Annotated in this window: 23 protein-coding genes and 1 tRNA gene; 7 read left to right on the top strand and 17 right to left on the bottom strand. The window is 56.0% G+C overall.

Going from position 1 to position 21,279, the window contains the following annotated elements; all coding sequences use genetic code 11:
- Positions 1–30 precede the first annotated feature (30 nt).
- Together PT279_RS03375 and PT279_RS03380 are read right to left on the bottom strand one after the other, a co-directional pair.
- A complete protein-coding gene (locus PT279_RS03375) occupies positions 31–252 on the bottom strand; it encodes a hypothetical protein (RefSeq protein WP_277165458.1) in 222 nt (73 codons plus the stop codon).
- Positions 249–734: a MarR family winged helix-turn-helix transcriptional regulator gene (locus tag PT279_RS03380; RefSeq protein ID WP_277165460.1), complete on the bottom strand. Its 486-nt coding sequence runs from the start codon at positions 732–734 to the stop codon at positions 249–251. Before PT279_RS03380 ends, PT279_RS03375 begins: the two co-directional genes overlap by 4 nt.
- Positions 735–841: 107 nt before the next feature.
- Here PT279_RS03380 and PT279_RS03385 point away from each other — a divergent pair, with 107 nt between their 5' ends.
- Together PT279_RS03385 and PT279_RS03390 are read left to right on the top strand one after the other, a co-directional pair.
- Positions 842–1,405: a MerR family transcriptional regulator gene (locus tag PT279_RS03385; RefSeq protein WP_277165462.1), complete on the top strand. Its 564-nt coding sequence runs from the start codon at positions 842–844 to the stop codon at positions 1,403–1,405.
- 204 nt (positions 1,406–1,609) lie between these two features.
- Complete coding sequence (locus PT279_RS03390; RefSeq protein ID WP_277165463.1) at positions 1,610–2,629, top strand: aldo/keto reductase; 1,020 nt, start codon at positions 1,610–1,612, stop codon at positions 2,627–2,629.
- Between the two features lie 243 nt (positions 2,630–2,872).
- Here the strand turns inward: PT279_RS03390 and PT279_RS03395 are convergent, their stop codons facing one another.
- The 11 genes from PT279_RS03395 to PT279_RS03445 form a co-directional block, all read right to left on the bottom strand.
- The gene (locus PT279_RS03395) at positions 2,873–3,349 is read right to left on the bottom strand and encodes a flavodoxin (protein ID WP_277165464.1); all 477 of its coding nucleotides are present in this window, start codon (positions 3,347–3,349) and stop codon (positions 2,873–2,875) included.
- Positions 3,350–3,639: 290 nt separating this feature from the next.
- Positions 3,640–3,720: transfer RNA gene (locus PT279_RS03400), tRNA-Leu, on the bottom strand.
- A 52-nt stretch (positions 3,721–3,772) separates the two neighbouring features.
- Positions 3,773–4,378 (bottom strand): GNAT family N-acetyltransferase, encoded by a 606-nt coding sequence (locus PT279_RS03405; protein WP_277165924.1) that lies wholly within the window; start codon positions 4,376–4,378, stop codon positions 3,773–3,775.
- A gap of 103 nt (positions 4,379–4,481) precedes the next feature.
- Positions 4,482–5,345 carry a triphosphoribosyl-dephospho-CoA synthase CitG gene (gene citG / locus PT279_RS03410; RefSeq protein ID WP_277165465.1) on the bottom strand — a complete coding sequence of 288 codons (864 nt, stop codon included), beginning with the start codon at positions 5,343–5,345 and terminating at the stop codon, positions 4,482–4,484.
- Between the two features lie 144 nt (positions 5,346–5,489).
- Positions 5,490–6,140, bottom strand: coding sequence for a citrate lyase holo-[acyl-carrier protein] synthase (citX, locus tag PT279_RS03415; protein ID WP_348519364.1), 651 nt, complete (start codon positions 6,138–6,140; stop codon positions 5,490–5,492).
- 120 nt (positions 6,141–6,260) lie between these two features.
- Positions 6,261–7,775 (bottom strand): citrate lyase subunit alpha, encoded by a 1,515-nt coding sequence (citF, locus tag PT279_RS03420; RefSeq protein WP_277165466.1) that lies wholly within the window; start codon positions 7,773–7,775, stop codon positions 6,261–6,263.
- Between the two features lie 13 nt (positions 7,776–7,788).
- On the bottom strand, positions 7,789–8,703 hold the full coding sequence (gene citE / locus PT279_RS03425) for a citrate (pro-3S)-lyase subunit beta (protein ID WP_277165468.1): 915 nt from the start codon (positions 8,701–8,703) through the stop codon (positions 7,789–7,791).
- A gap of 1 nt (position 8,704) precedes the next feature.
- Positions 8,705–8,998: a citrate lyase acyl carrier protein gene (citD, locus tag PT279_RS03430; RefSeq protein ID WP_277165470.1), complete on the bottom strand. Its 294-nt coding sequence runs from the start codon at positions 8,996–8,998 to the stop codon at positions 8,705–8,707.
- A 16-nt stretch (positions 8,999–9,014) separates the two neighbouring features.
- Positions 9,015–10,040 (bottom strand): [citrate (pro-3S)-lyase] ligase, encoded by a 1,026-nt coding sequence (citC, locus tag PT279_RS03435; RefSeq protein WP_277165472.1) that lies wholly within the window; start codon positions 10,038–10,040, stop codon positions 9,015–9,017.
- Between the two features lie 27 nt (positions 10,041–10,067).
- Entirely contained in the window at positions 10,068–11,459 is a 1,392-nt protein-coding gene (locus PT279_RS03440) for a 2-hydroxycarboxylate transporter family protein (protein ID WP_277165474.1), read from the bottom strand.
- Between the two features lie 2 nt (positions 11,460–11,461).
- The gene (locus tag PT279_RS03445) at positions 11,462–12,607 is read right to left on the bottom strand and encodes a malic enzyme-like NAD(P)-binding protein (RefSeq protein WP_277165475.1); all 1,146 of its coding nucleotides are present in this window, start codon (positions 12,605–12,607) and stop codon (positions 11,462–11,464) included.
- 249 nt (positions 12,608–12,856) lie between these two features.
- Here PT279_RS03445 and PT279_RS03450 point away from each other — a divergent pair, with 249 nt between their 5' ends.
- Both PT279_RS03450 and PT279_RS03455 read left to right on the top strand, forming a co-directional pair.
- Positions 12,857–13,801: a sugar-binding domain-containing protein gene (locus PT279_RS03450; RefSeq protein ID WP_277165477.1), complete on the top strand. Its 945-nt coding sequence runs from the start codon at positions 12,857–12,859 to the stop codon at positions 13,799–13,801.
- Positions 13,802–14,020: 219 nt separating this feature from the next.
- Positions 14,021–15,022: an AEC family transporter gene (locus tag PT279_RS03455; RefSeq protein ID WP_277165480.1), complete on the top strand. Its 1,002-nt coding sequence runs from the start codon at positions 14,021–14,023 to the stop codon at positions 15,020–15,022.
- 12 nt (positions 15,023–15,034) lie between these two features.
- Here PT279_RS03455 and rdgB read toward each other — a convergent pair whose 3' ends face one another.
- From rdgB to PT279_RS03470, 3 genes are all read right to left on the bottom strand, one after another.
- Complete coding sequence (gene rdgB / locus PT279_RS03460; protein ID WP_277165482.1) at positions 15,035–15,709, bottom strand: RdgB/HAM1 family non-canonical purine NTP pyrophosphatase; 675 nt, start codon at positions 15,707–15,709, stop codon at positions 15,035–15,037.
- A gap of 33 nt (positions 15,710–15,742) precedes the next feature.
- Positions 15,743–16,507: a ribonuclease PH gene (gene rph, locus PT279_RS03465; protein WP_277165484.1), complete on the bottom strand. Its 765-nt coding sequence runs from the start codon at positions 16,505–16,507 to the stop codon at positions 15,743–15,745.
- A gap of 259 nt (positions 16,508–16,766) precedes the next feature.
- Positions 16,767–17,405 carry a Pr6Pr family membrane protein gene (locus PT279_RS03470; protein ID WP_277165486.1) on the bottom strand — a complete coding sequence of 213 codons (639 nt, stop codon included), beginning with the start codon at positions 17,403–17,405 and terminating at the stop codon, positions 16,767–16,769.
- Between the two features lie 223 nt (positions 17,406–17,628).
- On the opposite strand from PT279_RS03470, the gene PT279_RS03475 reads away from it, so the two are divergent.
- Positions 17,629–18,951, top strand: a complete 1,323-nt coding sequence (locus PT279_RS03475; protein WP_277165489.1) for a nicotinate phosphoribosyltransferase — start codon at positions 17,629–17,631, stop codon at positions 18,949–18,951.
- A 221-nt stretch (positions 18,952–19,172) separates the two neighbouring features.
- On the opposite strand, the gene PT279_RS03480 is transcribed toward PT279_RS03475, so the two are convergent.
- Positions 19,173–19,511, bottom strand: a complete 339-nt coding sequence (locus tag PT279_RS03480) for a DUF3039 domain-containing protein (protein ID WP_277165492.1) — start codon at positions 19,509–19,511, stop codon at positions 19,173–19,175.
- A 375-nt stretch (positions 19,512–19,886) separates the two neighbouring features.
- Between PT279_RS03480 and coaD the strand changes: the two genes are divergently transcribed.
- Together coaD and PT279_RS03490 are read left to right on the top strand one after the other, a co-directional pair.
- On the top strand, positions 19,887–20,381 hold the full coding sequence (coaD, locus tag PT279_RS03485; RefSeq protein WP_277165494.1) for a pantetheine-phosphate adenylyltransferase: 495 nt from the start codon (positions 19,887–19,889) through the stop codon (positions 20,379–20,381).
- Positions 20,378–21,268: a cell division protein gene (locus PT279_RS03490; protein WP_277165496.1), complete on the top strand. Its 891-nt coding sequence runs from the start codon at positions 20,378–20,380 to the stop codon at positions 21,266–21,268. Before coaD ends, PT279_RS03490 begins: the two co-directional genes overlap by 4 nt.
- Positions 21,269–21,279: the final 11 nt, after the last annotated feature.

Genomic DNA, 21,279 nt, shown 5'->3' on the forward strand with positions numbered 1-21,279 from the left:
AATCGCCTCGTACCGGCGCAGAACCACACATCAGTTACCGACAACCGAGGAATCGCAGCAGCAAAGCTGTATCATGCCTATCAGTGACTTTCCTGCTGCAAAAGTGCTCAATGCACCAATCTCCTTTTCGTCAAAACCACGGAATTTCAACGTTTTCAAAATTCGGGTCACAGTCAGCAGTAGCACCGAAGCGTCAATCAACCGCACATATGCATTCCGGGCTGCGCAAGCATCGTCGATCATTGCTTTCATTGCATCGACCCGTCCGAAAAGTTGGCGACAATACGTTTGAGCGCGGCGACCAATCTCACCTGCTCCGCACTTGTCAGGCCATCGGTAATTTTCCCGTTGATTTGCTTCATCACGCCATGGATATCGTCAACATGGGCATCCATCAGCCGCTGCCCCTCGGCGGTGAGTTCAAGCAAAATCTGCCGACGATCACTTGCCAACTGAGACGTTTTGATCAGCCCCGCACTTTCGAGCCGCTTGACGATGCCGCGAATGGTCGGGTGGCTCAATACAAACCGGTCGGCAATCTCGCGCTGGGTGACAGCGTGGCCATGCGCGTCGTGCAGATAGACCATCAACGTAATCTGCGGCCCGGTGAGGCTGTATCCCTCAAACATTGAAGCGACGCGGTTATTGAGCTCCTTCTCAATCAAGGTGTTCGCCACCTTGATCAGCGGCCCCAAGCTATCAGCCCCGGCCGCATCAAACTTCGCGTCTTCCATATCCATAGCTTGCTACACTAATCCCCTCTCCCGACTTATTCTAAACAAGCGATACTACCCAATCTGCCGTTTTGACTTCAAGTGCTTTAAGTCAATAGAGTGAAGGCATGAACACTCAGACTTGGCATTCGATCGGCGAGGCGTCGCTATATTGCGGGCTGCCGGAAAGCACGCTGCGTTATTACGAGGACGTCGGCATTATCACGCCGATCGCCCGTGACCCGGAAAGCGGTCATCGCGCCTACACCGACGACGATTTGCAGGCATTGCTCATCATTTCCTGCTTGTCGGCAACAGGTATGCCATTGGCCAAAATGAAAGAATACATGGCCAATCGCAAACGCGGGCGTGAAGGCGCGCCGACCGAAATCGAGCTGCTGCGCGACCAAAAACGTCGGCTGAACGAAGAACGACGCTTCCTGATGGCCCGCGAGGAATACGTCAATCTCAAAATTCAGTATTGGCAGGCGGTTTCCGATGACAACGACGCGCAGGCCACCAGACTGGGAGCCCGTGCCGAGCAGAAAGTCAAGGAACTCAGCCACTGGCACGACGATCAAGGCAACGAAACGGAAGTCACCGCCAAACTGACGGATATCACCCCAACGACAGACACGACAAAGCGAAAACAACGACCAACTAGCTCACCGGCTCGAGCAAGAAAACGCTAAAGCCGGGAGCAACAGCACGCTGAAAGAGTTCGGTTTTCGTCAAATACAACTTCGCAACCCGCCAACCAACAATCCGGAACAAAACCTATCGGAATTTTTCAAGCCATAAAACTCGATAATCATTCATCCATCCAATGAGCCATATCAATGGCGACAATACCGAAATACCGCAAGTAATCACAAAGCAACAGAAAGTAGCACGATATGAAACACATCACTTTAGGAGATTCGGGCGTCAAAGTCTCGCCGATGTTCATCGGCGGGATGTCCTTCGGCGAACCTGACCCGGAACAACACGTCTGGACCATCGACCAAGAAGGCACGCAGGCGGTTCTTGCGCGGGCGCTCGAACTCGGCGTCAACGCCATCGACACCGCCAATTGCTATGCACGCGGCACCAGCGAGGAATACATCGGACAAGCACTCAAAAACCTCAACGTTTCGCGTGACCAGGTCGTGCTCGCCAGCAAGGTCTACTTCAACGAGGGCCATTCCTCAGCCAAGGCGATCAAGCGTGAGATCGAATGCAGCCTGAAACGCCTGCAGACCGACTATCTCGACCTCTATATCCTGCACCGTTTCGACTACACCACACCCATGGAAGAGACCATGCAGGCGCTCGATGAGCTGGTACGCGCTGGCAAGGTGCGCGCCATCGGTGCCAGCGAAATGTACGGCTACCAGTACCACAACCTTGAAGTCATCGCCGAGGAAAACGGTTGGACGAAGCTTTCGACCCTGCAATGCCATTACAACCTGATCTACCGCGAGGACGAACGCGAGCTCATCCCCGTGGCCCGCCAGTACAACGCGGTTCCGACGCCCTACAGTCCGCTGGCCTCCGGCCACTTGGCCCGCAAGACTTGGGATTCGGATTCCTTGCGCGGCAGGACCGACAAGGTCGAGCACAGCAAGTACGACCGTGACCGCACCATCGACCAACCCATCGTCGACCGCGTGGCCGAACTCGCCGAAAAGCGTGGCGTAAGCATGTCGCAGATTGCACTGGCCTGGCACTGGGCCCACGGCCCGTCCGCCCCGATCGTCGGCTGCAGCTCCCCCAAGCGCGTCGATCAGGCCGTCGCCGCAATGGACGTGCAGCTGACCAGCGAAGAGGTCGACTACCTCGAAGCCCCGTATATCGCGCACGAATTGGTCGGCCCGTTGGCTCGTCCGGGCGAGAAGGCGCTGGCCGGCACGACCGTCCCGCCGGAAACCAAGTAATTTCAAAACTTGCCAAAACGTAAAAGCCTCGCCACAAATATTTCCATTTATGGCGAGGCTTTTGCGTTTCGGCATAACCAGATCGCTGCCGATCAATACCCAATGAAAACGACGGCGAGCACCGCGTCAAGATTCTTGTCCAACTTTTTAAACAGTCAAAAGAACTTCCCGGCTTATAGTCGAGATCATATGCCGACAAAAAATGGGCCGTTACCTTCCGGTAGCGGCCCGTTTCATATTCGATTACAAATCAAGTTCCTTGACCCACTGGTCCAAGTCTTCAACACTTACATCCGGCGTGAATCGCCGACCCGTCTTCCAGGTCGCTTTGGGCGCGCTGTCGTGCAGATGCTCGCCGTTCGCACCTTCCACGCTCGAGCCGGAAGTCGCGAATGTCACGATGGCCTTGCCTGTGAAATCCTGGCTTTCCAGGAACGTACGCACAATCTGCGGCGCGACGCCAAACCAGAGCGGATAGCCGACAAACACCACGTCGTAGGCACCGATATCAATCGGGGCCGCCATCTGCGGACGGGCATCGGCGGCATGCTCCACATTCACGCGGCTTTTCTCATTCTCATAATCGAGTTCGGAACCGACATACGGCTTTGCCGGCTTGATTTCCTTGAGGTCGGCTTCGGCGGCCTTTGCCAGTTTCTGCGCCACAGCGCGCGTGTTGCCAGTAGCAGAAAAATACGTTACCAATACTTTGTCAGCCATAAGATTCCCTTTCTCTGATAATCATTGATCATCGGCAAATCAACGACACCAAGAACAGTGTAAACCGAATCAGGCAAAGAACGTAATCAAAATCACATATTATCAAACCACAATAATGGGGAATTTCGATAATCAATAATTGAGTTCATTTTGAGTTCAAACTGCCATTATTTAGAACAATTTAGCATGATTCGCAACGAAATCGACAAACGATACCGTATACCTTGAAACGTCAATCAGCAGTAAACCTGAGCCTATTTGACAACTCACCTCGAAAAATATCTCAAAAGTGCGCGCAAAGGGACTCGAACCCTCACGAACAAGTCACAGGAACCTAAATCCTGCGCGTCTACCAATTCCGCCATGCGCGCGTAACGACATTCAATCTATCAGACGTCCCGCACAACGAGACGGCAGGAGCCGTCACACCTCGCGCGCCAGCAGGTAGTCGGTCTGCTTGTCATCGCCCTGCCAGAACGCATGCTGGCCGACACGGACGAAACCTTTGCCGGAGTAGAAGCGTTTGGCTGGTTCGTTGTGCTCCCATACGCCGAGCCAGACTTTGTGCAAGCCACGTTTACGCGCCACGTCCAATGCAAAATTCATCAGCTGCGTGCCTAGTCCAAGACCCTTGAACCGTTTGCCAATATATAGGCGCTGAATCTCCATCGTTCCAGCCCCCATATCTTCGACCTGCGCCTTGCCGAAATTCAGCTTCATATAGCCCGCAGGAATCTCATCGGTGTTGGCCGAGTTGGAAGAATCCGAATCCGCATGTTCCTCAAAGCCGCTATCAGGCTGTACCGAAATCAAGAGGAATACGGAATCCGGATTGCTCAGTTCGCCGCGCAAGACCGGCTCGGAATAGGACTCCTCGAGAAACTTGTCCATGTCTTCCTCGGAACTGGTGCCCTCGAACGTGTCGACATACGTCTCGACGCTCATACGATGCAGCAATGCAACATCCTCAGGGCCGCAGATTCTGATTGCACCGTTCTCTCGTCGCTCATCCTTGCCATTCAAACTCATCACGCCTCCGCCCTCAAACGTTCGGTCAAGTCCTTATAAAATGCGGCATTCCCATCGAAGCCAAAGCCCAGCATACGCCATTGAACTCAACCCGATGCGGCGTTCACGTATGGATGACACCTTCCAACAAACCAAAGAAGATGGTTAGGATAAGCAAATCGGCGCAGCCTCCCAAGCTCAGATTGCGCTCGACGCAGGCGTTGTTGAGCTCCAGCAGAAATTTCATCCCTTCCGCACTGCCTGCACCTCCCAGCTCGAAATACCGATTGCACTGCGAGCGCATCCATTCCAGGACGTCGCGGGTTCCCGCGCGCTTGACGAGATTGGTGTCTTCAACATGGCCGGCCAAAGTCATCAACGTATCCAGCAATCGCACATTCAGCGGCCCCTCTGCATTGCGCAAAAACGGCAATGCCACTTCCATCACCGAAGGAAACCCTTGTTCGGCCTCACCTCTGGCGCCCGTCGAACGGAAACGGAGATACTGGCGTTCGCCAGCTGTCAGCTCAGCTTCGGTGCCTTCGGCTTCCACACGTCCCATATCGTGCTTCGTCAGCCCAGTCAGCATGCGCTTGACCAGCCTACGAACGCCATCAGTATCGTAATCACGGGTCTTGCACCAATGCGCGGTGGCACCGACGGCGATGCCCAAGGAGAAAATGGCCCCCTTATGGGTGTTCACCCCGTGCGTTGCGGCGAACATCGTCTGTTCCGCCTTGCGTCCGGCAGCGCGAAGCTGGTTGAAGAGCCGGATCATGTCGGTTCCCGCGAAATTCATGCCTAGACGGCTAGTCTCTTGGAAATACGGCTTCAGCGAGATAGCACTGTTGACGAAGGTAAAGGCGTTCATGTCATGATGCGGACCGGAGTCAACCGGATCGACGAGTCCGGGCTTGGGCTGTACCATCACCTCATAGAGCAAAGCGGCTTGGGCCATGTCGGCCAACTGTTCCGGATTATAACGCATCGCTGATTCCTACCAGATTAAAAGGATTTATATATTTATAGGGCTTTTCACGGTTCATCAGTCTCTGTTTGTCGAATGCAGGTTGCCCGCAAAGACAAGAAGCAAAACGATCTCCTGCTTACGCTTCACGATTTGCCGCCGTCATCAGATGCCTGCAGTATGCCCGCCATTGCCTGCCGAAGAGCAATACGCAAGATATTGACGTTCCACCGCCTCGGCCAATTCACTGGCTGTGTGAGTCTGGTTGCGAGCGCACTCCTTGGCCGGTTTTTCGCAGACCATGCAACGCCGGGCGGGCATTCCCAAATCGGTGCGCGAAAGCTGATGCACACTATGTCGCCGCATGACATCAATATCGAAAAGCCTTCCGAGCGCGAAATCGTCCTCAAATGCTATGGCTACACGCTTGATCGACGTCCAGTCGCTTTTTTCGAAGGCCGCGAAAGCCTCGGGGCCCGTTGGTCTGTTCACATAGTAATGGAATTCCGCCGCACACAGGCATTCGTTTTGCATACGCCGCCCAAGTTCAATCAATCCGACCCTGAAAATGGCCTGCAACGTGACATTGTTCTTGATGGCACCAGGTATATTGAGCTTTGCGGCGACGATGCAACCATTCACAAATGAATCCATCAACGTTTCCTGCAGATGTGCGCGCCATTCCCGGTTGTCAAGTATGGCGTCGAGTGACTGCCGTTGACCATGATCCAATATCATCATCCCTGACCTTTCATACGCACTGACACGGATTCGTTTCACCACAGACGGTATTACAAAATGGCATGGCGAATACATCCTGACTAAAACGAAATGGCCCCGTTCGTCTCCCGGTACACAAATACCAGAAAACGAGCGGGACGGTGGGCCGGCGAAGCCCCCAATTCTTCGCTGGCCCACCGTGGATTTTCCGACCGCTCAGTCCTGGACCTCGCGGATCTGGTCGATGATTGTGCCGTCGCGATACTCGACCAGCGCTACGGTACGGTCGGTGAACTTCAGCGGTTCAGGGGTGCCGAGCAACTTTTGCGCACGCTCTTGAAGCTCCTGAATCGTATAGACCGGCAGCCCCGGGATATCACTCAGCGACTCGACGAGATCTTTGCGCTTCGGATTAATGGCGATACCCACCTCGGTAACCAGTACGTCGACCGAATCGCCAGGCGTGACCACCGTCGTCACCTTGGGCACCACAGTGGCGATGCGACCGCGCACCAGCGGGGCCGAGATGATGGTGAGCTTGGCGGTTGCGGCATCCTGATGGCCGCCGACCGCGCCACGAATTACGCCGTCGGAACCAGTCATGACATTGACGTTGAAATCGGTGTCGATTTCAAGCGCCGAAAGGATGGCGACATCAAGCTTGTCGACCATGGCACCCTTGTTGGCCGGGTCGGCGTACCAAGATGCGTCAATCTCCTGCTGGTTCTTGTTCAGGCGCATCGACGAAGCGGCTCCCTTGTCGAAGTCCTGCACGTCCATGATCTTGCCGACCAATCCCTCTTCAAGCAGATCGACGGTTGGCTTGGTGATGCCTCCCAAGGCGAACGAAGCCTTAATCTCGTTGTCGAGCATCGACTGGCGAAGGAAGCGCGTAACGGCAAGCGCCGCACCGCCGGAACCGGTCTGGAAGGAGAATCCGTCCTTGAAGTAAGGAGAATTGACGATGACGTCATTGACGCTCTTCGCAATCTTCAGTTCCTTGGGGTCCTTGGTGAACCTGGTGGCTCCCGAACCGATCTTGTCCGGATCTCCAACCTCGTCGACCTTGACCACATAATCGACCTGGGTCTGCTTGATCGAGGCTGGGGTGTTCGGGTAAGGCTGGATGTCATCGGTGACCAGCACGACGGTATCGGCATACGCAGCATCCACGAGCGCATAACCGAGGGAACCGAACGCCGACTTGCCTTCCATACCGTTGGCGTTGCCCATGACATCACTGTTGGGCACACCCAAGAACGCGACGTCGATGTTGATGTCACCGTCTTCGATGGCGCGCGCACGGCCGCCATGCGAGCGGAAAATCACCGGGTTCTTCAGCAGCCCGTGCGACACCGCGTCGCCCAAGGAGCCGCGCATACCGGAGGAGGTGATGTTGGTGACGACGCCCTTTTCAATGGCCTCGACCACGGTATCATTCATAACGCCGGTCAGCGAGGAAGGCGCCAAAGTCAGGTCACGATAGCCTGCATCGATGATGACGCGCATGACCTTGTTGAACACATAATCGCCGCCGCGGAAATGATGGTGGAAGGAGATGGTCATGCCATCACGTACCGTCTTCTTGACGACCTCCTCAAGCGAGTCCACCACTTTGCCCTTACCAGTGGAAGCGCGAACCTTGGGGGCCTTGCGTTGGATGACGGGATTGCCGAAATCCGTGGTCTCGAAAGGCTTGAAACCAAGCTCGTTCATAATATCGTCAGGCAACTGACGTCCTACTTTACTTTCCAAGATAATTCCCCTCCTCATCGATGACGTGGGTGGCCTTCGCCAGTTTCATGATGCGTTCGGCCCTCAGGGCGACCGGGCGATCGACCATCTTGCCATTCATGGAGATGACGCCGGAGCCTTGCTCGCGAGCCTTCTTGATAGCGGCCATGACGCCTTGCGCGTTGACGATCTCCTTCTGCGTCGGAGTGAAGACCTCGTTGACCATCTCGATTTGGCGTGGGTTGATAAGCGACTTGCCATCGAAACCAAGCTCGTGGATCAGGCGCGTTTCACGGTAGAAGCCCTCGGGATCGTTCATATTGGAGAACACCGTGTCGAACGCGGCGATTTTGGCTGCACGAGCGGCATGGACGACCATGTTGCGAGCGAAGAACAGCTCTTTGCCATCAGGATAACGATGGGTCTTCATGTCGGTGGTGTAATCCTCGGCGGAAAGGGCGATACCGATCATGCGGTCGGATGCCTTCGCAATTTCCTCAGCGTGCAGCACGCCTTCCGCCGATTCGACGGCCGCCATCAGATTGGTGGAGCCGACGGGGCGTCCGAACTCGCGCTCGGCCTCCTCGACTTTTTGTTCGAGACGCTGCATCATGGCCGCGGATTCGACCTTGGGCAGGCGGATGACCTCGACGCCGGCCTTGACCATCGCCTTGATGTCGTTGTCATAGAACGGGGTGTCATCGCCATTGATCCGGACGACCATTTCGGTGTCACCGTAGTCGATGTTCGTCAACGCCTCATACACCAAGTAGCGCGCCGCGTCCTTCTGATCGAGCGAGACGCCGTCTTCCAGATCGAACATAATCGAGTCGGCGCCGTAGATGCCGGCGTCCTTGATCATGGCCGGATTGTTGCCGGGGACGAACATCATCGTCCGGCGTAGTCTTTCGGAATCTACTGCCATTTCAGAGTACCTCCCATTTGGGCTGATCGACGATATCGAGCGCCCGTTGCACGGCGGCCACGGTGCGTGCCTTGATGACGATATCAAGCGCTCCTTTATCGACGGCCTTGACCTTGGCCGAAGTGATGCCGTAGTTGTGGAGCACTTGGGTGATCGAGGCCTTGATCTGATCGCCGAATTGCTTGATGACGTCGGAGGTCAGATCGATGTCGATTCCGTCACCTCCTGGCGCGAGCGTCACCTGGATGTCCGAGGACTCCAAGGTTCCCGCAGTCGCGGTATGTGTGATATCCATAAACTGCTGTTCCTTTCTAGATTCTCATCTGCAATTGAGCCAGATGATCTTGTATGAAAATTTTCGTGGTCGAAGGCACCAGGCCCTTGAGCCCATCCACGTCCCCTTGGGCGATAAGCCTGCGGACACGTGAGGCGGATATGGGCTCCTGCCCGACCTGCCTGCGTTCGATAACCGTGACTTTTGTACGTGGCTCCAACACATCCTTAAGCGCTTGGTTATAGACCTGCGTAGTGGGCGAATATGGTTCCTTCCCCACGTACCGGCGAGTGATGCCGAGGGCGGGAACGAACCAATCACGGAACAATGTCGCGTCCAATCTGGTCTGATAATCAATGACATCTTTGGACGAAGGAATGAAATAGGCGGGAAAAGCGGCGAACCCGATCAGGTAGTCACCCCCGTCCACGACCGTGACGTTCTTCAAATCCGCCACCCCTTCGCACACCAATCGCAAACGCTCATCGGTGGTGAACAGAGACCGGTTTTCGTGGACGACGAACACATAGACGTGCTCATTGTCATGCGCTGCTGCCTCCACCAGTCTCCGATGCCCTAGGGTAAAGGGATTGGCGTTCATGACGATGGCCGCCGACGCCTGCCAGCCGCCCAAGTCACGAACATGTTCAAGGTAGGTGTCGATGCCGGGCATACCACTTTCCAACAACCCGCCCCGCTCGACACGGGCGAGACAAGTAAAGCCGACATGCTCGAAACTGGCGATGTAACGAGGCTTGGTAAAAACGGAATAATGAGTGACCCCGCGCTCGGCCAGCCTAGCGACAAGCTCGCCGACGATGCGGTTGAACAACGCGCTATGCTCGCTGTCATAATGCCGAACGACAATGTATTTGAGGATCGGCCCTGCCAATGAGCCAGTGGCGACCAGCCGGTCGTCCTCGTCGAAGAGCCCTATGGTCTCTTCCAGAGGCTCGACCTCACCGGACCGGAATTCCTGGATTCCTTGCGATTCAAGGAATTCCTTCCACTGACGCATTGTCATCGGGTCTGATAAATACATATCCCGCATCGTTGTCATCATTCGTCGCTCTCCAAACTCAGGCCAGACTCAGACCACGAGCCCCATGATGAAGATGGCGACCGTCACCGTCATCGCGCCGCCGAGACGGACCGCGACCTGGGCAAAGGGCATGAGTTCCATCCTGTCGCCGGCAGCGAGAATGGCCAGTGCGCCAGTACCACCCTGACCGGAGCAGCAAGACACCGCGATGGCGGTATCGACCGGGTAGAGACCAAGGACCTTCGCCGAAATGAACGCCGTCGCCACAATGGCGAGCACGGTTACCAAGATGACAACCATGGAAGCCGGGGATTTGAACACTTCGATGAGCTTGTTCCAGTCCGTCTGAGCGACGCCTACGCCAAACAGCAACGGGGGCGTGATGCCCTTGACCACAAAGGTGTTGAGCGCGGCGCCGCCTTCGGCGATGTCCTTGGGGATATAGCCCAGCATCTTGGCGGCCATGAGCACGATCAGCACGATGATCGGGGACGGCAGGTTGAAATGCAGGTAGGTCTTGATCACGTAGTTGAGCCACACCGCGAGGAAATAGAAGGCGATAGCCATGACCATGGCCATGAGCATCTTCTCGATGCTCACTTCGCCGCCCTTGGTCTTGAGGCTCTCGAGCTTGTCGCTTTCGTCGTCGATGAGCTTGCCGTTGCCGGTCAGTTCCGGCTTCTTCTCGCCCAGCTTGCGCATCGCGCCTGCACAGACGACCGCCACGAGGCTGCCGAGCATGACTGCGGGGAGAATCTGGCCGAAGATGTCACCGGAGGTGGTGCCACTCAAGATAGCGGCATAGCCCATAGCCATGGGCATAGCGCCTTCGCCTACACCGCCTGCCATAATCGGGGCGACGATGAAGAAGTACGCCTTGTAGGCCGAAAGCCCCAGCGCCATACCGACCCCGGTGCCCACCAAGGAACCAATGACGTCACAGAGCAGCAGCACCACGATGATGCGGCTAGTGGCCTTCAAGAGCGTCTTGCGGTTCATGGAGGCAATCGAGCCGACAACCAGCAACGTGATGAAGAACATCAGGAAGTTGTTGTTGTTCATGAAATCGGAGACCGTCTTGACGGTGCTGTCCGGAAGCCAATGCTTGAACACCAGGAAGGAGGGCAGGAAGGTGACTACCAGGACCTTGCCGCCCAGAGACTTGAGAATCGGGATGTTGTTGCCGATCTCCTCGAGCAGATAGGAGAAGACGACCATCACACCCAGGGAAATGAGCATATCATTCTTGGGCATGACGTTGGTGATGGCGAGCAGCACATAGCCCACGGCAAGCACCAGCCAGAGGCCGACAGGCATGAAGCCTATCTTGAGCGATTTGATCTTGAACCACAGACCGGAGCCCTTCGACGACTTGCTGTCGGACTCGGCGGATTTCTGCTCATCCTTATTCAGATTGACGGAAGTTGGCGAATCTGTCATGTTCACTTCTCCTTGAACTCGGCGACGGCGCCTTCGACCGCCTTGACCACGCCTTCATCGAAAACGCCCGGAACCACCCTATCGGCGGTTGGGTGATCGATAAGGGCTGCAAGCCGTTGCGCCACACGCAGCTGCAACGGCACGCTCACTTCATTGACCCCGTATTCGAGCAACCCCTTGAACAGACCGGGGAAAACGAGGATATTGTTGACCTGGTTGGCCCACTGAGACGAGCCCGTGGCCACGACCTTTGCGCCAGCTGCAAACGCCTCGTCGGGATCGATTTCGGGAACCGGATTCGCCAAGGCGAAAATGATCGGCGAATCGGCCATCTTTTGCACTTCAGCACCGTCGAGGACATGGTCGACGGAAACGCCGATGAACGCATCCGCACCGGCAATGACATCATTGAGGGTCTCGCCGGGCACCATATCCACATGGGAGGCCAGATCTCGCTGGTAACGGTTGTAAGAGGTGTCTCCGGGCGTGACCTCACCATGAATGTCGACAAGAGTCTGATGATGGATGCCCGCCGCCAGCAACAGTTTCGAAGTCGCTACACCTGCGGCGCCGACACCGTTGATGACCACACGAAGAGCCTGCAATGGCTTGCCTACGACCTTGGCCGCATTGATAAGTCCAGCCAGCACCACAATCGCCGTGCCTGTTTGATCGTCATGGTAAACGGGGATATCCAGCCTTTCGCGTAGCTTCTCCTCGATCTCGAAGACCTTCGGAGCGGCGATGTCCTCCAAATGGATACCGGCGAACGACTGCGAGAAATTGACGACGGTCTCCACGAACTCATCGGCGGAAACCTGTTCCAGCGTCATCGGGATGGCGTCGACACCGGCAAGCTGCTTATAGAGCAGGGACTTGCCTTCAACGATGGGCAACCCACCCGCCGAACCGATGTTCCCCAGTCCCAGGACCGCCGAACCATCCGTCACAACCGCCACCAGCTTGCCGCTGACGGTATAGCGCTTCTTCGCTGAAGGATCCTTTTCGATGAGCTTTGCCAAACCTGCTACACCGGGGGTGTAGGCTTCGGACAGCTGGGCGCGACTGGTGACCGGCAATTCGCCGCACACCCCCAGCACACCGGTATGCCGTTCATGCAGCTCGAGCACACGATTCTGATCTACCAATTTTCCGCTCCTCCCCGGCCATGTGGATAAGTCCTTTCTGACCGTCCACATTGACCATTTCCGATGATTCTCATCGTCGAGTTAATAACGGTTTTAGGGTAACAAAAACTTAAAATTCAGCAAAACTATATTGACGTTTTTTAAAAAATTAAAAAAATTATTTTACTTCTATTAACAGATGTAAACTGTATTTAAAATTTTTAAATCTGAAACGATTAATCAGTATCGACTTATAAATTGGAGACAGGGATGGTCACACAAGAATTACTCGCCAATCTGGCACAGGACTACTACCAGGCCAATATGAACCTTGCCGAGCTCTCTTCCAAATACCATCTCAGCCGATACCTGGTCAACAAATACCTCGACGAGGCGCGAGAAGACGGAATCGTAACGTTCACCATCCAGTCCCCCGATGTGCGCAACCAACAGCTCGAACGACAACTCGGCGAATATTTCGGCATCAAAAATCTCTATATTCTCAAGAACAGCGCCGACCCCAAACAGAACCTCGACAACATCAACCGGTTCGCCGCACGCAAGGTGGAGAGCTATATCCTGCAAAGCCATGTCATCGGCACTACGTGGGGATCGGTGATCTACAACATCATCAATGAATTCCACGGAGGCGTGCTCGAGAACTCGGTCTTCACGCAATTCATCGGCGAAAACATGAAATACCATTCAGAAGCGGGATCGATGCGCATGGTCGAACGCATCGCCGATCGGTTCTCCAGCGAATACATGACGCTCGCCGGTCCGCTTTATATCGTCAAGGACGACACCCGCAAGGGCATGATGGAAGAAATCGCCGCCACTGCAACGCTCAAGATGGCGGCACGCATGGAGCTGATTTTCACCAGCCTGGGCACGCTGGACTCGATCAAATCAATCCCGACCTGGTCGAAAAACGTCAACAAGATCTTCCCGCAAGTCAATCTCGAACAAGTCGCAGGACTCGCCTATGGCCGCCCCTATGACATCTACGGCAACTTCCTCAACCAACACCATGACACCACATTCGGCCTCGACTTGAACACTATCCTGCAGACGCCTATCCGCTTCGTTGTGGTCAAAAGCACGTTCAAGACCAAGGCGCTGCTGGGCGCGTTGCGCGGCCATCTGTTCACCGATGTGGTCACCAATGAGATGGTGGCTCAGCGCATTATCTTCGAACTGAGAAAAGGCAACTAGGGAAAACGATCCGGTATCCAACACACGCCAATATTTTCAAGAAGACAATCAACAGTGGATATGAAGGCACAAAGCACATCCGACAAACACGAGTACTCATCTGACATCCGCACTGCCGACCTCCAGCCGTCCGATGGCGACCGACGGTCTATGATATAAGCCAGAGGAAGGTAACCGTCTGGCAAGATCGCCACGTACAAAGAAGGAGAAGACGGATTCATGTCAGCACTCATTCAACCGGCGACGCTGCTGCTGATCATTTTGTTGGGTTACCTGTTCAAACGCTCCGGAATCCTTGGACCGAAGGACTACCGCGTGGTGCAGGTGCTCGAATTCGATATCGTGCTGCCCGGTGCCATTATCTATTCGTTCGCCACGAATCCGCACCAGCTCAACCTTCTGCTGCTCTCGTGTTTCTCGTTTTGTGCGGCGCTGATTCCGCCGCTGCTGATTTTCGTCGTCACGCGCCACCGGCCCGTCGCCGACCGCGCGTTCCTGATGCTCAATGGCAGCGGATTCAACGTGGGATGCTTCTGCTTCCCTATGGTCCAGGCGTTTCTGGGGCCTGCGGCGCTGATTCCCGCCGCGATGTTCGATATCGGCAATGACATCATGGTCGCGGCCGGCACGAACGTGATGACGCAGAACCTGCTGCACATTGCACCGGGCAAGACGCTGGCCGAGCAGCATGCCGGTGACGCACCGACTTTGCCACGCATCAAAGCCACCGACCGCGACGCGCGACGGTTTCAAAGGCGTGCGCTGATCCGCAACATCATCAAGGGTTTCGTCACCTCACCGGCGTTCGACACCTATATTCTGATGCTAGTGCTTATGCTCTTCAACTTCCATTTCCCCACCTGGATCGCTCAGGTCTCACAGCCCTTCTCCGCGGCCAACGCGTTCTGCTCGATGGTGATGGTCGGCATGCTGACCGACCTGCCCGGCTCAAAGCACGATTTCAAGTTCGTCGGCGAAGTTCTGGCCTGGCGCATACCTTGCGCAATCATCTTCGCTTTGCTGGCTTGGTATATCCTGCCGTTCAGCCCGCTCGTCCGCGAGACCGTGGTGATGTGCTGCCTCGCACCGACGGCCATCTTCTCGACGATGTTCACCGACAAGGTGCTCGGCAACGCCAAACTCGCCGGCTTCATTCTCTGCGTAACCGCCATTCTCGGCACGATTATGATGACCGTAGCCCACTTCCTCATTGCCATGTAAGGATGCTGCCGCTCAACCGATGAGTTCCTTGATTGCGGGTGCAAGGGCGACGAAAGCCTTGTGACGGTGCGAAATCGCATTCTTTTCCTCGGCACTCATCTCGGCGCTGGTCAGTTTTTCGCCATCGTCGTTCAAACGGCCGGGCTGCTCGTTCGGCACGAAAATGGAATCATAGCCGAAACCGTTTTCACCGCGCGGCTCACGGATCACCACGCCGCGCATCTCGCCGAACTTGACGGTTTCCTCGGTTTTCGGTGTCGTGCCATTCGCCCGTTCTTCGCCGCAATGCTTCGGCACCACCAACGCCGCCGCGCAATTGAACCGCGCGTCACGCTTGCCGTCGGGAATATCCTCGAGCTGGGCGAGCAGCAAGGCATTGTTCGCCTTGTCATGGCCGTGGGCGCCGGCCCATCGTGCCGAAAGAATGCCAGGAGCCGCGCCCAGCACATCGACAATCAGTCCGCTGTCGTCGGCGAGCGCCGGCAATCCGGTTCGCTTGGCCACGTCCCGCGCCTTGATCAAGGCGTTCTCCTCGAACGTCACGCCCGTTTCAACGGGGTCGGGTAGGTTCATTGAACCGGCCGAAACCAGCTCGACGTGTCGGGCGGCATTACCCAACTCAGCCTCGATGATGGTGCGGATCTCGGGCAGCTTGCCCTCGTTATGCGTGGCGACGACGATTTTCATGGCGTTTCCTTTTATTACTTGACAAACAGGAATTCAGTCCTTGGCGAGCGCTTCGTTCTGCGCGCGCTGGAGTTCCTTGTTGCCCTTTTCGGCGAGCTCGAGCAGCACGTTGAGCTCGTCGCGGGTGAAGGGACGGTGTTCGGCGGTGCCTTGGATCTCGATGAATTTGCCGGAACCGGTCATGGCCACGTTCATGTCGGTCATGGCCTGGCTGTCCTCGATATAGGGCAGGTCAAGCATCGGGGTGCCGTTGATGACGCCAACGGAAACCGCGGAAATCTGGTCCTTGATGGCCTTTTTGGCAGAGCGGATGTGCTTGTGCTTTTCGGCCCAATGCAGCGCGTCGACCAGCGCGACGTAAGCACCGGTCACGGAAGCGGTACGAGTGCCGCCGTCGGCCTGCAGGACGTCGCAGTCCAACTGCACCTGGTTCTCGCCCAGCGCCTTCATGTCAATGACACCGCGCAGGCAACGGCCGACCAAACGGCTGATTTCCTGCGTACGCCCGCCGACTTTGCCCTTCACCGATTCGCGCGGGGTGCGCTCGGAGGTGGCGCGCGGCAGCATCGCGTATTCGGCGGTGACCCAGCCGAGTCCGGAATCCTTGCGCCAGCGAGGCACACCGGGCGCGAAGGTCGCCGTGCACATCACGCGGGTGTTGCCGCATTCGATCAAGACGGAACCTTCCGGCGCATCGGTGAAATGACGGGTGATTTTGACGGGCCGCAGCTCGTCGACGGCACGTCCGTCAGGACGCACCACGGTGTTGCTATCCAATAGATCTTTGATTTCAGCCATACCGCAAACCTACCATCAACCGGTCACGTCGGTTCAACGCTCTACCACTTACCTGACAGCTTCGCTATCGCAGACAATTCGACCATGCCTTTTAGCACAGATCAACACCTCTACGACTAACGCAATACAAATTCATCTCATCAAATGCGACATTCCCCGCAGTCCCCACACTTTTATGCGGGAAACAACGCATTTAAAGTTTTTATTTAGGACTTTTCCAGCACAAATGTGTGTGGAGTGCGGGAAATAGCGCTTTTATTCAGTTGCGAACGGAGCCAATCAGCGGTTTCTTCGGCAGGATGCGATCAATCAGGAAAATAACAAGCCCCATGATGGCAAACGCGACAATGCACATGGCGATATTGATCCACATCTGGTTCCAGCCGATCTTGTTGACGTCGATGAAACCGTACGGGTACGGATTGCCGCCGGCCTCGGGCCCGGAATGAGGCCAAAGCTGCGCGCGGATGAGCACAAATGCCAGATAGAACGGGAAATAGATGAGCCAGGTGAGCACATAGTGCCACTTGAAGCGGCGATGGGCATCGAAAAGGATGAAATCGATGACCGCAAGAATCGGCACGACCCTGTGCAGGATCTGGTTGGTCATAATACCGAACACGTATTTGACGGTGGCGGGGTTGGCCGGCGGCAGCAACGTGGCCGCGACGATGCCGGTAATCAATATATATAATGTCAGAACGCCCTTGAGCCACGCCGGCGGCTGTTTACCGTCGATCAGGCAGGCGATACCGGCCCACAACATCACCAGCCCCAGCAAAAAGTTCGTTTCGTAGGTGAAGTAGACCCAATAGCTGGCCTCGCCCCAAGCCACGCTCGTCCACGTCAGGCAGAAAAAAGCGATGACGAGACGATAGATTCCGACAAAATATTTCATGGAAGCCAAGTTTATGGACAGCGCGAGAAAACAATCGGATTCACTGGTATCCTTGCGTAGATCAACGCCGAAATGTCTACTTATAGTCATTATTACTATTAATCGCCGTGTCGGGTTAGACTCGAAATGGAAAGCAACGCGGCCGGGGAATCCGGCAACGCAAATCTCGTGCCCGAACCGACAACGCGAGGCACGGAAGAGGCACACCTCAGGGAGGCATGTGATGCTGGATTATTCACCGGCTTTGATGACCGATATGTACGAATACACGATGCTTGACGCGGCGCTCAAGGACGGTACCGCGAACCGCAAGTGCGTCTTCGAGGTGTTTACACGCCATCTGCCGCTCGGCCGGCGCTACGGGGTACTCGCCGGAACCGGGCGCATCCTCGACGCGCTCGAACGCTTCCACCTGAACGAGGATGACCTGAAGTTTCTCTCCGACCGCAAAATCGTGAGCCCAGAAACCATCAAATGGCTCGAAAACTTCAAGTTCACCGGTTCCATCAAGGGCTATCGCGAAGGCGAGATGTTCTTCCCCGACTCCCCGATTCTGGAGGTCGAAGGCACGTTCGGCGAATGCACACTGCTTGAAACGCTGCTGCTTTCGATCCTCAACTATGATTCCGCCGTGGCTTCAGCCGCCTCGCGCATGGTCAGCGCCGCCAAGGATCGTCCCTGCATGGATATGGGCGGCCGCCGCGCCAACGAATGGGCCGCAGTCGCCGCAGCCCGCGCAGCCGTCGTCGGCGGGTTCCAAGGCACCTCGAACCTACTCGCCGCCCAGATTTACGGGCTCAAGGCCATCGGCACTTCGGCCCACTGCTTCACCCTCGTCCACGATTCCGAGCGTGACGCCTTCGCCTCTCAGGTCAACGCCATGAGCGCGAACACGACGCTTCTGGTCGATACCTACGATATCGAAAAGGCCATCAAGACGGCAGTTGAGGTGGCCGGCCCCGACCTTGGCTGTGTGCGCATCGATTCCGGCGATCTCGCAGCCCTCGCCCAGCGCGTGCGCAACCAGCTCGACGCCCTCGGCGCCAAGAACACGAAGATCACCGTCACCAACGACCTTGACGAATATGCCCTGGCCGCCTTGCAGTCCGCGCCCGTCGATTCCTACGGCGTCGGCACGATGCTGGTCACCGGTTCCGGTGCCCCGACCTGCGCGATGGTCTACAAGCTCACCGAGCGCGAAGGCGACAACGGCGAAATGGTGCCCGTCGCCAAGCACTCGGAAAACAAGGCCACTGTCCCCGGCCGCAAGCTCGCGTTCCGCTCCTATGAATATGACCTTGCGAGCGCCGAGCACGTCATCTCCGGGTCCGAGGAAAAGCTCGCCAAGTTCCAGCCCGAGGCCGGTTGGAAGGACCTGATGGTCAGCTATATGGACCATGGCGAGGCCAACACGCAGTATCAGGGTCACGACGCCATCGTCGCCGCGCACAATTATCACGCGAAGGCTCTGGCCGAGCTGCCGATCACCGCGCAGTCGCTGATGAAGGGCGATCCGTCAATCCCTACGCAAATTGATGTACTGTAGAGAATGGAGTACCAAAGCGAATATAAACGCTAAAAGCCGGTCTGCGGTTCCAATCTGGCGCTAGCCGTCAAAAGAAATCGCAGGCCGGCTTTTCTATATTCCAAGCAAAATACATCAAATGCACCATCAAAAAGGCTGCATATACCGCTTATCGCTTGGTATATGCAGCCTTTTGAAAGCGGCAGTCAATACTTCTTGCCACCAAAAGCAACTACTTAGCTTTACTCGCCGTCCATTTCCTCGTAGATGCGTTTGCAATCCGGGCAGACCGGATAATGCGACGGGTCATGCTTGGGAACCCAGATCTTGCCGCACAGCGCCACCACAGGCCTTCCGGTAAGCTGGGACTCGTTAATACGGTCACGCGAAACGTAATGCGCAAAGCGGTCGGTATTGCCGTCGTCGCTGCGCTCGGTCTCCTCATTGGTCTCGGGGCGCTCGAGTACCGCCGTCCCAGCACCGGAATCCGGGTCTCGGTTAGGGTTCTCGAATCCGGCCTCATCTCGCCAACCGCTCGATCGCCGAGCAGCTCTGTTCGTCCATTCGAAAAAGTCAGTCATGCCGTCTCCTATCAGGTATCCTGCCATCCATCTATACACCACACATCGAAATGCTGGATATATCATAGCGTCGAGCATTTACCACAAGTAACGATTCACCTACCATTCATCTCTAAGCATTACACCCCATCCAAAATCAATCGCCAAACTGGCCCTGAGACCACTGGTGACCGTTGGGATCGAGGCCATCGTAATCGTCAACCTGCTTACCTGTATGACAATTATACATGGTCATATGCATCTTGAACATCCCGGGTTCGCGCTTGAAATAATGCAGAATCTCACTATTTTATTGTACCTTATTTTTTACTATCACATTGTGCACGCCTCACGTCGATACAGCGGAAATCAGCGTCAGGCGTTATTCTTGGGAATATGACTATTGCAGTGTGCCCAGGCTCGTATGATCCAGTCACGGCAGGGCATTTGGACGTTATCGAACGCAGCGCGCGCATTTTCGAGACGGTACATGTTGTCGTGGCCGTCAACTCCGCGAAAACCCCCATGTTTTCGGAAAACACCCGTGTAGATGTCATCAAGCGGGCGCTGGTCAAAGACGGATACCCTAACGTGGTAGTCGCTTCAACCGACGGACTGATCACCGACTACTGCACCAAGGTCGGCGCCTCAGTCATCGTCAAGGGGCTGCGACAGAACGGCGATTACGAGGCCGAACTCGGCATGGCGCTGGTCAACCGCAAGCTTTCCGGCGTCGAAACCATGTTCCTGCCCGCGAACCCGATTCTCGAACACATTTCCAGCACCATCGTCAAGGATGTGGCGCGTCACGGCGGCGACGTCACCGGCATGGTGCCCGATTGCGTGGTCGGCATGCTCGCCGAGCAACTTCAGAAAGAAAAGAGTCAATGATGACGGAAGAGAAAAACCTCAGCGACGAGGAAGACGATACCATTTCGAAGGTCATTCCGGTAGACAATCTTTCGCCGAACCATGACGAAGACGGCGAAAGCTCACCGGTCTCGGTTGACCGCGACGAAACGAACGACAATGCCGGCGACGAAACCGGCGAGACGTCTTCTCCGAAGGCAGCCAAGCCGCTTTTCACCTCCCCCTCCGACCTTCCCGACCTGCGGGAACACCACGACGAAGTCTCTACCGCCGATAATGACGACAATGACGAAAACAACGAATCGGAGCGAAAAGACGACGCCGAGAGCAAAAGCCGCGACGAGTTCACGACGGTTTATGACATCATCGACCAGATGAGCGCTTCCATCGAGGAGACCAAGTCGAGCATTTTCACTCCCGGCATGGTTCGTCTCGACCGCGACGAGTTCCTCGACCAGCTTGGCCAGCTCAAAGCCATGCTTCCCGTTCAGCTCGAACGTGCCTCTTCCCTGATGCGTGAGGCCGAACGCCGTCTGCAGAACGCGCAAAGCCAGGCCCAGGCCATCGTGACCAAGGCGCAGAGCCAGGCCGCGCAGATCAGGCAGAACGCCGAGGAGCAAGCGCAGATCCTAGCCGGGCAGGAACGCGTCGTGGACTTGGCACAGCAGAAGGCCCGCGTGATCCTGGACGACGCCCAGACCAAGTCGACCAAGCTCGTGCAGGGTGCCAACGCCTATTGCGCCGACGTGATGAAGGCCCTGAAAGACCAAGTCACCACTTACGACCGCGATATCCGCAACGGCATCGACGTCATCGACAAGCGCCAGCACGAGGCCGCACAGGAGCTCGAAGCGACCCAAGCCGAGGCGCTCGCCCAAAAGCAAACGTCGTCGGAGAAAAACGACTAACACGTATAACA

It is taken from the genome of Bifidobacterium sp. ESL0784 (assembly GCF_029433295.1).
GTDB lineage: Bacteria > Actinomycetota > Actinomycetes > Actinomycetales > Bifidobacteriaceae > Bifidobacterium.